This is a genomic window from Mesonia aquimarina, from assembly GCF_003667275.1.
GTDB classification, from domain to species: Bacteria; Bacteroidota; Bacteroidia; order Flavobacteriales; family Flavobacteriaceae; genus Mesonia; species Mesonia aquimarina.
Genome location: NZ_RCNV01000022.1, coordinates 1 through 2,777, shown reverse-complemented (window position 1 = coordinate 2,777; position 2,777 = coordinate 1). Strand labels below are relative to the sequence as shown.

Genomic DNA, 2,777 nt, shown 5'->3' with positions numbered 1-2,777 from the left:
AAAAACCCCTTCATCGATTGATGAAGGGGTTTTAAAAAAAGGCGGCGACATACTCTCCCACAATAAGTAGTACCATCTGCGCTAACGGGCTTAACTGCTCTGTTCGGAATGGGAAGAGGTGAGCCCCGTTGCTATAACCACCTTAAGTCGTTTTCCGTCTAATGACGGATAATAAGGTAACATATTGAAAAAATAAAGTATATAAAGAAGTAAATAAGTATAACTATCAGAAGGTTTTTCCCTCCCCCGGTTACCCGGGGGAGACGACATAAACTATACGGGTTATTAGTACTACTCGGCTATGACATTACTGCCTTTACACCTATAGCCTATCAACGTGATCGTCTCTCACGACCCTTTAAAGAAATCTCATCTTGTGGTGGGTTTCGCGCTTATATGCTTTCAGCGCTTATCCCTTCCAAACGTAGCTACCCAGCTATGCTCCTGGCGGAACAACTGGTACACCAGAGGTTTGTCCAACTCGGTCCTCTCGTACTAGAGTCAGATCCACTCAAATTTCTTGCGCCCACTGTAGATAGAGACCGAACTGTCTCACGACGTTCTGAACCCAGCTCGCGTGCCACTTTAATGGGCGAACAGCCCAACCCTTGGGACCTTCTCCAGCCCCAGGATGTGACGAGCCGACATCGAGGTGCCAAACCCCCCCGTCGATGTGAGCTCTTGGGGGAGATCAGCCTGTTATCCCCGGAGTACCTTTTATCCTTTGAGCGATGGCCCTTCCATACGGAACCACCGGATCACTATGCTCTACTTTCGTACCTGATCGACCTGTATGTCTCTCAGTCAAGCTCCCTTATGCCATTACACTCTACGCACGGTTACCAAGCGTGCTGAGGGAACCTTTAGAAGCCTCCGTTACTCTTTTGGAGGCGACCACCCCAGTCAAACTACCCACCAAGCACTGTCCTTCCAATGGAAGTTAGGCTTCAAACAAGTAAAGGGTGGTATTTCAACAATGACTCCACACCGCCTGGCGACGGCATTTCAATGTCTCCCACCTATCCTACACATCACTTGTCCAAAGTCAATACTAAGCTATAGTAAAGGTTCACGGGGTCTTTTCGTCCCACAGCGGGTAATCGGCATCTTCACCGATACTACAATTTCACCGAGGTCATGGCTGAGACAGTGTCCAGATCGTTGCACCATTCGTGCAGGTCGGAACTTACCCGACAAGGAATTTCGCTACCTTAGGACCGTTATAGTTACGGCCGCCGTTTACCGGGGCTTCAATTCAATGCTTCGCTAATGCTAACATCTCCTCTTAACCTTCCGGCACCGGGCAGGTGTCAGGCCCTATACTTCATCTTTCGATTTTGCAGAGCCCTGTGTTTTTGATAAACAGTCGCCTGGACCTCTTCACTGCGGCCCCACCGAAGTGGGGCGACCTTTCTCCCGAAGTTACAGGTCTATTTTGCCTAGTTCCTTAGCCATGAATCTCTCGAGCACCTTAGAATTCTCATCCCAACTACCTGTGTCGGTTTAGGGTACGGGCTGCTTTACTCGCTTTTCTTGGAAGTCGCTTCCCTGGATTATCACGCCGGCCGTAGCTTTTGTGTACTGTCATTGCCTTTCGACAACTTCAACGTACTATTCCGTCAGTACGCACCAAGTAGACGCCTCCGTCACTTTTATTGTAAAGCAGGTAGCAGAATATTAACTGCTTGGCCATCGACTACCCCGTTCGGGTTCGCCTTAGGTCCCGACTAACCCTCAGCTGATTAGCATAGCTGAGGAAACCTTAGTCTTTCGGTGGACGGGTTTCTCGCCCGTCTTATCGTTACTTATGCCTACATTTTCTTTTGTAACCAGTCCAGCATACCTCGCAGTACACCTTCATCCCTGTTACAATGCTCCCCTACCACTCCAATGGAGTCCATAGCTTCGGTAGTATGTTTATGCCCGATTATTATCCATGCCGAACCGCTCGACTAGTGAGCTGTTACGCACTCTTTAAATGAATGGCTGCTTCCAAGCCAACATCCTAGCTGTCTAAGCAGTTCAACCGCGTTTATTCAACTTAACATACATTTGGGGACCTTAGCTGATGGTCTGGGTTCTTTCCCTCTCGGACATGGACCTTAGCACCCATGCCCTCACTGATATAAAACATTTTATAGCATTCGGAGTTTGTCAGGAATTGGTAGGCGGTGAAGCCCCCGCATCCAATCAGTAGCTCTACCTCTATAAAACTATTATACCGCTGCACCTAAATGCATTTCGGGGAGTACGAGCTATTTCCGAGTTTGATTGGCCTTTCACCCCTACCCTCAGGTCATCCCAAGACTTTTCAACGTCAACGGGTTCGGTCCTCCACTTTGGGTTAACAAAGCTTCAACCTGCCCAAGGGTAGATCACACGGTTTCGCGTCTACCATTACTAACTATCGCGCCCTATTAAGACTCGCTTTCGCTACGGCTCCAATTCTTAAAATTTTAACCTTGCTAGCAACGGTAACTCGTAGGCTCATTATGCAAAAGGCACGCCGTCACCCCAAAGGGCTCCGACCGCTTGTAAGCGTATGGTTTCAGGGTCTATTTCACTCCCTTGTTCAGGGTTCTTTTCACCTTTCCCTCACGGTACTGGTTCACTATCGGTCTCTCAGGAGTATTTAGCCTTAGCGGATGGTCCCGCCAGATTCACACAGGGTTTCTCGTGCCCCGCACTACTCAGGATACCACTATCGCCTATTTCTTTACCTATACCGGGCTGTCACCGTCTATGGCCAAGCTTTCCAACTTGTTCTAGTTCATCTA

Annotated in this window: 2 rRNA genes; both read right to left on the bottom strand. The window is 48.7% G+C overall.

The annotated features are described in order from the left end of the window. Positions 1-36 precede the first annotated feature (36 nt). A 5S ribosomal RNA gene (gene rrf / locus D9R05_RS15400) occupies positions 37-145 on the bottom strand. A gap of 119 nt (positions 146-264) precedes the next feature. Beyond that, a 23S ribosomal RNA gene (locus D9R05_RS15395) occupies positions 265-2,777 on the bottom strand; the annotation flags it as partial.